This is a genomic window from Dyella sp., from assembly GCF_035277725.1.
Classification (GTDB): Bacteria; Pseudomonadota; Gammaproteobacteria; order Xanthomonadales; family Rhodanobacteraceae; genus Dyella_B.
In genome coordinates, this window is record NZ_DATEJY010000010.1 from 1 (window position 1) to 8,027 (window position 8,027).

Consider the following 8,027-nt stretch of genomic DNA (forward strand, 5'->3'; position numbering starts at 1 on the left):
GTTGCAAGCACTGCCGAAGGCAGCGTGACATGGCTGATGGCATGCTGCTGGAGGCACGCCAGCAAGGGGGCGCCTGGACGCAGATCTTCCACCGAAGCTAGGCATAGGCAGGCGCCATGACACAGTGACATGACGATTTCCCAGATGCTCGCGTCGAAATTCGGCGAAGCGAATTGCAGCACCCGACTGGCAGCATCGAGCGCAAACCAGTCGCCTTGCGCCATCGCCAGATTGCACAGCCCCGCGTGTTCAACCAACACGCCTTTGGGCCGTCCAGTGGAACCGGAGGTATAGATCACATAGGCCACGTCGCCGGGCTGGGCATTACTGTGCGGGTTGCCTTGTGGTTGACCGGCCCACATCGCCGACTGGCCGGCGCTGTCCATGGATAGCAGCACACCGTTCCAACCGCATGCCTCGAGACGATCTTCCAGGCCCTGTTCAACGATGGCCACCGCCAGCGTACTGTCTTCGAGCATGTAGGCAAGCCGCTCGGATGGATACCCCGGATCGAGCGGCAGATAAGCCCCTCCTGCCTTCCAGACGGCGAGCACGCCAACCATCAGGCCGAAACCGCGTTCGGCGCACACGCCAACGAGGGTGCCCCCGCCAACGCCCATGGCACGCAGGGCATGCGCCAGCTGATTAGCGCGGCGATTCAATTCACCGTAGCTGAGCGTTTCGCTTGCGTACGCCAACGCGCCTGACTCAGGCGCCGCAGCGGCGCGCGCCTCGAACCACTCGTGGACCCGTGATGCCGGCGCATGCGTCTGGATGGTGCTGCCGGCCATCTCCAGCCAACGGGCCTGTCCCGCTTCACCCCACAATGGCAGACGACGCGGTTCCATGACGGACAACCGGGCAATACCGTCCAGCACGTCCAGCCAATGTCCAGTCCAGCGCGCGATGGTTGCCTCATCGTAGAGATCCCTGGCGTATTTCAGCTCGCCAGCCAAATCGTTACCGGTTTCGGTCAGCAGCAGCGACAAATCGGTATAGGCCGCATCGTGCTCGGTACGCAGGTTTTCCACGACCAGATCCGGGAGATCAAAAACGCTGCCATTGGCGTTGTTCAACGTCAGAGTGGCCTGGAAAACCGGACTATGGCTCATGCTGCGCGGAGGGCTGAGCGCTTCCACCACCTGTTCGAATGGCAAGTCCTGGTGCTCATAGGCATCGAGCATGCATTCCCTCACCATAGCCAGCAGCTCTTCCACGGATGGGGCCGCAGCCCAGCGCACGCGAACCGCCAGCGTGTTGACGAAGAAGCCGATGGATGACTCAAACTCGCGATATCGTCGATTGGCCACGGGCAAGCCGATCACCACCTCTTCCTGGCCACTCAGGCGACCCAGAACCGTGGCCCAGGCAGCCAGCAGCACCATGAAAAGCGTGGTCCCTGTTGCCTGGCAGGCACGGCGCAATCGCATCACCAATTCAGGCGGCAGCTCAAACAAATGGGATCCCCCGGCGTAGCTCTGCCGCGCTGGGCGTGGGCGATCCGACGGCAAAGTCAACAGGGGGGGCGCGCCAGCCAAGTGATGGGTCCAGTACGCAAGTTGCCTGGCGAGCTCCGGGCCTTGTAGCCAGCGGCGCTGCCACGCCGCGTAATCGGCATACTGCAAAGCAAGCGGGGGCAGCGTATCCGGATGGCCTTCTGCGATGGCGCGATACGCTTCGCAGAATTCCCCGATCAGAACGCCAATCGACCACGCGTCGGAAATGATGTGGTGCTGCGTCACCAGGAACAGATGTTCGCCATCCGTAAACTGCAGCAGGTGGCCACGGATAAGCGGCCCGGCCGCCAGGTCGAAGTGGTGATTCGCTTCCTCTTTTTGCAGACGCGCCACTTCAGCGTCGCGTTCGCGCGCGGACAGCGCCCGCAGATCGGTCTCGGCCAGGCAGAAGCCTTGCCCAGGCTCGCCGATTAGCTGCAGCGGCGTATCGCTATCGTCCGGCAACGCGAAGTTCGTGCGCAGGATCTCGTGCCGCGCCACGATGCAGTCCAGCGCAGCGCGCACTACCGTCTTGTTCAACGTTCCGCACAACCGCAGCGCGACTGGAATGTGGTAAGCCGCTGCGGCAGCCGGATCGAAGCGGTCGAGGAACCACAGACGCTGCTGCGACCAGGACACCGGCAGCGGCCCGCTGCGATCGGCCTTGCCGATCGCAGCCGTGGTGCTCAAGCGTGCAGCAGCATCCAGGATTTTGGCGAATCCCGCCAAGGTGGGATGCGCGAACAGATCGCCGAGGGCGGCGTCCAGCCGCATCTCCTGGCGCACGCGACTGATCAGCTGTACTGCCAGCAACGAATGGCCGCCTAGTTCGAAGAAATGTTCGGTGCGCCCGACTTGCGCCACGCCCAACAGGCTTCGCCATAACTTTGCAAGCGCGACTTCCGTATCGCCCATCGGCGGTTCCACCTTGTTCGGCGGCGCAGCGTCTTCGGGTTTGGGCAATTTCGCCCGGTCGACCTTGCCATTGGGCGTCAATGGCAACTGTTCGAGCAGCAGCACCGAAGACGGCAGCATGAAATCCGGCAGCAACGCCTTCAGCTGCATGCGTATCCTTTCAGCCGAACATGGCGCAGCAGAACTTTTGATGGCCGGCAAGTCGTCCGCAAAGATTGCATCGTAGAAAGGATGCTTGCGATAGACAGCCTTGTAATGGAGCGAATCGTATTGAAACGGCACGCTGCTACCGTCCTGGCGCAGCAGCTTGCCATGCAGACGGTAATCAGGATTGATGCCGTTCTCGCACAAGGAAGTTTCAATGGTCACCTCGATGACATCGCCTGCTCGCACGCCAACGCCCGGATAGAACACGGGCATGTAGACGGGCAGCCAGCAATGCTCGCGATCCAGGATGTCGACCAGTACGTCCGGCGCGGTGTAAAGGTTGAGCCAAACCAGGAAGCCATCCATGCGCGCATCGCGGGTGATCTGGATGCGCTCGCTGCGCAATCCTTCAACGGGCGTGACGCCGGCGTGGTCCAAATCCTCGAATATGCCTTCAGTCGAAACCAAATCATCTTTGCCCATGCCGCGCAGGCACAACCTGAGATCGAAGCGATAGCCGCAGGCGGCGAAGATTTTGTCCACGTAGCCGCCGCTGATCTCGGTGAATCCTGGATCGGCAAGGAATGCGTCCGGCAGGGTGACGGCCGCAAGTTTGGTCACCGTGCGTACCGGCAACATCGCTCCTTCCGGCTGAAGCAAGCGCCTGGCGCTGTTGAGCAGGACGCTCACGCCTTCGGAGCCGCCGATCGGCCCTACGATGGCCGACACGCAGATATCAGCCGGCTCGGGCAATTCGACCCTGGTGATGTCGCCGTGGATCAGTTCGATACGCTCATCCAGGCCTAGACGCTCCACGACAGCCCTGGCTTTCAGGTGCATGTCTTGCAGCAGTTCTACCGAGTACACCTTGCGGGCGCCGGCTTCGATGCATAGCTGGGCAAGAATCGCATCCTGACCGGAACCGATTTCCAGCACCACTTTGTCTTTCACCGCGCGGCCGATCGCTTCGCGATATGCGCGCATTCGATACGGGTCGGTGGACATGAGCTGATAGAGCAGCTCGTCGTAAATGAAATACTCGGCTACCGAAGGCCAGAGCTCGACAACCCGTTCCCGGTCCGCTACCACGTAGGCCACCAGGCGCTTGTTACCGGCGGCGTCTTCCTGGGGTTCCACCACCGCCTGCCTGACACCCGGCAGCGCGTTTAGGCGGGATTCGACCTCACCCAATTCAATGCGAAAGCCGCGGATCTTTACTTGAGTATCGCTGCGCCCGACATATTCAATGCTCCCGTCGATGCGCCAACGAGCCAAGTCACCTGTCCGATACAGCTGCGCCGTGCCGCCGCCGCTGAAGGCATCTTCGACGAAGCGCTCGGCGGTCAGCTCCGGTCGGTTCAGATAGCCGCGAGCCACACCTGCGCCGCCGATGTAGATTTCACCCACCACCCCAACGGGCACGGGCTGCCGATGCGCGTCCAGGATGTAGATGCTTGTATTGGGATTGGGCGTACCGATGGATGGATCCAGTACGTCATCCACCTGGCAGAGGTATAGCGAGGCACATACCGTGGCCTCGGTCGGTCCATAGGCATTGAGCAATCGCCGACCCTTGCCCCAGCGGGCGACCAGGGTACGGCTGGATTTTTCTCCGCCTATGATTAGCGTGGTTAGCGACGGCAACTGCACCTGTTCGGGCAATGCAGCCAGCAGGGCCGGCGGCAAGTTGGCGTGCGTAATGGCTTGGCCATCTATCAAGCGGGCCAGGCGATCGCTGTCCAGCGTGGTTTGGCGGTCGCAAAGATACAGCGTTGCGCCATGGCAAAGCGCCATGAAAATCTCGTATACCGATACGTCGAAACTGAAGGAGTTGAACTGGAGGACGCGGCTGCCTCGATCGGCAGTTTTCAGCAACAGCATATTGCTGACACTGCGGTGCTCCACGGCCACACCCTTTGGCAATCCAGTAGAGCCGGATGTATAGATCACATAGGCGAGGTGCCGCGAGTGCAGACCCAGAGCCACGGGATCCGGATTGCTCTGCAGCTCATCCGCCCATGGCTCCGGTCGATCCAGCAGCAGGCTAGGCATGCCCTCCGGAACCTGCTCCTGCAACCACGACTGGGTTAGCCAGGCTTTCGGCCTGCAATCCTGGGACATGTACGCTTTGCGTTCGGCCGGATAGGCCGGGTCGATGGGTACGTAGGCAGCGCCGGACTTGAGCACGCCCAGCACCCCGACGAGCATTTCGATGCTGCGATCGACGCAGATCGCAACCCGATCGTCGGGACGAACACCGAGCGCGATCAGTCGATGGGCTACTTGGTTGGCCAGCCGGTTGAGCCGGTCATAGCTAACCGTTTGCGCGCCAAACACCACGGCAGGTGATTCCGGCAGCTCCGTCGCGTTCACCTCAATGTGCTGGTGCAGCAACACGCTTTCGTCAAAAGCAGTTTGAGTGGCATTGAAGCCGCGCAGCACCTGTTCGCGTTCGCCGGCACGGATCAGAGGCAGCTCGTTGAGGCATCGTCCTTCGCCCAGCGCAATGGCTTCCAGCAATACTTCCAACTGATCGACAAAGCGCCTGACCGTAGTGTCATCGAACAGCGCCTTGGCATATTCGATGCCCCCAGACAGGCCATCGGGTGTTTCATTGAGTGCCAGCAGCAAGTCGAAATGCGTGACGGTACGGGGCGTTTCAAGCGACACCAGCTGTAGGCCCGGAAGGTTCAATGCAGCGCCTTCATCCAGCTGGTTGAGTGTCAGGCCTACTTGGTAGATCGCGTTATGGCTGAGGCTGCGCACCGGCTGTACGGCATCCACTACCCGCTCAAACGGCACGGCCTGGTGGGTATAGGCCGCCAAGGTAATGTCCTTGACCTCCTTGAGCAGATTGTCCACGGTGGCGCCGGCATCGATGGGAATACGCAGCGCCAGCATGTTGACGAAATAGCCGATCAGCGGCTCGACCTCATCGCGCTCCCGATTTGCCACCGGTGTTCCGATCACGATATCGTCCTGCCCGCTCAGCCTCGCCAGCATTACGGACCACGCCGCCAGCAAGGTCATGAACAGCGTGACGTCGTGGCGCCGGCATAGCTTGCGCAAGCCATCGGCCAGGGCTTTGCCAAAGCGCACGGGCATGGTTCCGCATGCATGCTCCATTACCTGCGGGCGCGGGCGGTCCGTAGGCAATTCCAGCAGTGCGGGAGCGCCATCGAGCTGCTCCTTCCAGTAGCCAAGCTGCCGATCCAATGCACCATCGCGGAAACCATGGCGCTGCCACACCGCATAGTCCGCATACTGCAGGGAGAGCGAGGGCAACGGATCTGTCTGGCCACGGCTGAAAGCCGCATACAGAGCGGAGAGCTCTTTCACCAGCAAGCGGATGGACCAGCCGTCCGTCACGATGTGGTGCTGGGTGATAAGCAACAGGTGCAGGTGGTCATGCAGCTGCAATAGGCGGCCACGTATTAGCGGACCGCGTTCCAGATCAAATAACGTGTGGGCTTCGGAATGACGATGCTCATCCACTGCGGCCTGCTGCCGGCCGGGAGGAAGACCCTGCAGATCATATTCAACCAGGGGAAAGCTGCCGGCATGGTAGGTATCGATGACCTGCACCGGCTCGTCTTCAAGCATGCTGAAGCGCGTACGCAACACTTCATGCCTTTCCATGACACGCTCAAGCGCAGCCCTTAGCGCCGCCTCGTCCAGCCGCCCTTCGAGGCGAAGAACGGCCGGCAGGTGATAGGCCACGCTGGCCGCCGGATTGAGCTGCTGCAGGAACCAAAGCTGTCGCTGCGGCCAGGAAAGCGGTAGCGACTGTTCGCGTTCGGCTGGCCGGATGACCTCGGTCTGGCTGGAGATTTTCGCCTGAGCCCCTGCGCGCTTGAGCCGGAGCAGGAGCAGCTCGCGCTTCAGCGCGTCCCTATCGTTGTTCGCACTCATCGATGTAGTTCTCGTTCCTTGATTCGCCATGGCGTTGGTGTATCAACCGGAGATGCCGTCGCGCTCGCGCTGCAGCAGAAGTTTCAGTTCTTCGTCTGAAAGGCCATCGATGTCTTCGGCCAGCGCCTGGACGTCTTCTGCCGCAAATTGCGCGAGTTTTTCAGCCACGATCGCCTGGGCCAGCTTGGCCGGCGTCGCTGCTGCGAAGAACTGCAGCATGGGAACACTGACCCCAAGTGCCTTCCTGATCCGCACGATGCACTGGGTTACCAGCAACGAATGACCACCCAGTTCAAAAAAATCATCATGCCTGCCGGCACGCTCCACTCCCAGAAGTTCTCGCCAGATGGCGGCCACAGCCTGCTCGATTTCACCTTGTGGTTCCTCGTATGGCTGCGTGATGACAGCCGAGTGACCTGGTGCAGGCAAGGCTTGGCGATCGAGCTTGCCGCTGGTGGTAAGCGGCAGCGCTTCCAGTTGCACGTAGGCACTTGGGACCATGTAGTCGGCGAGCCGCGACTGCAATTGCTCACGCAGCCGTTGCGGGGAAATCCCCTCGCCCACTACATAAGCGGTGAGGCGCTGATCGCCGGGCGTGTCTTCGCGTACCGTCACTGCTGCTTCCAACACGCCCTCGCAGGCCAGCAGAGCCGCCTCGATTTCCCCCAGTTCGATGCGGAAACCGCGCAACTTGACCTGGAAATCGTTGCGGCCCAGATATTCGATCACCCCGTCCGCGCCACGCCGGGCCAGGTCGCCGGTACGGTAGAGCCGACCTCCCCTGCGCTCACCGAAGCGGTCTTCGACAAAACGCTCCGCCGTAAGCGCCGGCCGGTTCAAATATCCGCGTGCCACGCCGATACCCCCGATATGGAGCTCGCCTGGCACCCCTGTCGGCACCGGATGGCCTGCCGGATCGAGCAGGTAGATCTGCACGTTGGCGATGGGCCGGCCAATGGGCACCGCCGGACCAGTCCAGTCTGCGGTGCAGCGCCATGCCGTCACCTCGATCGCCGCCTCGGTTGGACCATATAAGTTGTATAGCTCGACACCAGGAAACATCGCTTCGAAGCGATGCTGCAAGGCATAGGTCAGTGCTTCGCCGCTGCAAAATACGCGGCGCAGGGAAGGCAGCGAAACACCTTCGGCCTCATTGAGAAACTGCTGCAGCATCGACGGTACGAAATGGACCGTGGTAATCGCTTCCGCGTCCAGGACGTCCAACAAGTACGAAGGCTGCTGATGCCCTCCAGGCTTCGCCAGCACGAGCCGCGCACCACTGAAGAGCGGCAGGAACATCTCGCCTACCGATACGTCGAAACTGTAGGGAGTCTTTTGCAACACCGCCTCGGCGGCGACGAGACGGAACTGATCGCGTGCCCAGCATAGGCGATTGAGCACGCCATCGTGCTGATTCATCACGCCCTTGGGCGTACCGGTTGAGCCGGAGGTGTAGATCACATAGGCCAGGTGCCGCGGCTCAAGCCCCAGCTCCGATGGCCGCGGATTGGATGCCGGCTGCCCTTCGTTGTCCGCCCAGTTGCCCTCCGCGTCCAG

General features: G+C 61.4%; 2 protein-coding genes. Both read right to left on the reverse strand.

The window, feature by feature from the left end:
• On the reverse strand, positions 1-6,470 hold a 6,470-nt coding region (locus tag VJR68_RS00580; RefSeq protein WP_324145601.1), incomplete at its 3' end, for a non-ribosomal peptide synthetase.
• A 42-nt stretch (positions 6,471-6,512) separates the two neighbouring features.
• Positions 6,513-8,027 (reverse strand): non-ribosomal peptide synthetase (locus VJR68_RS00585; protein WP_324145602.1); only part of this gene is annotated, 1,515 nt, incomplete at its 5' end.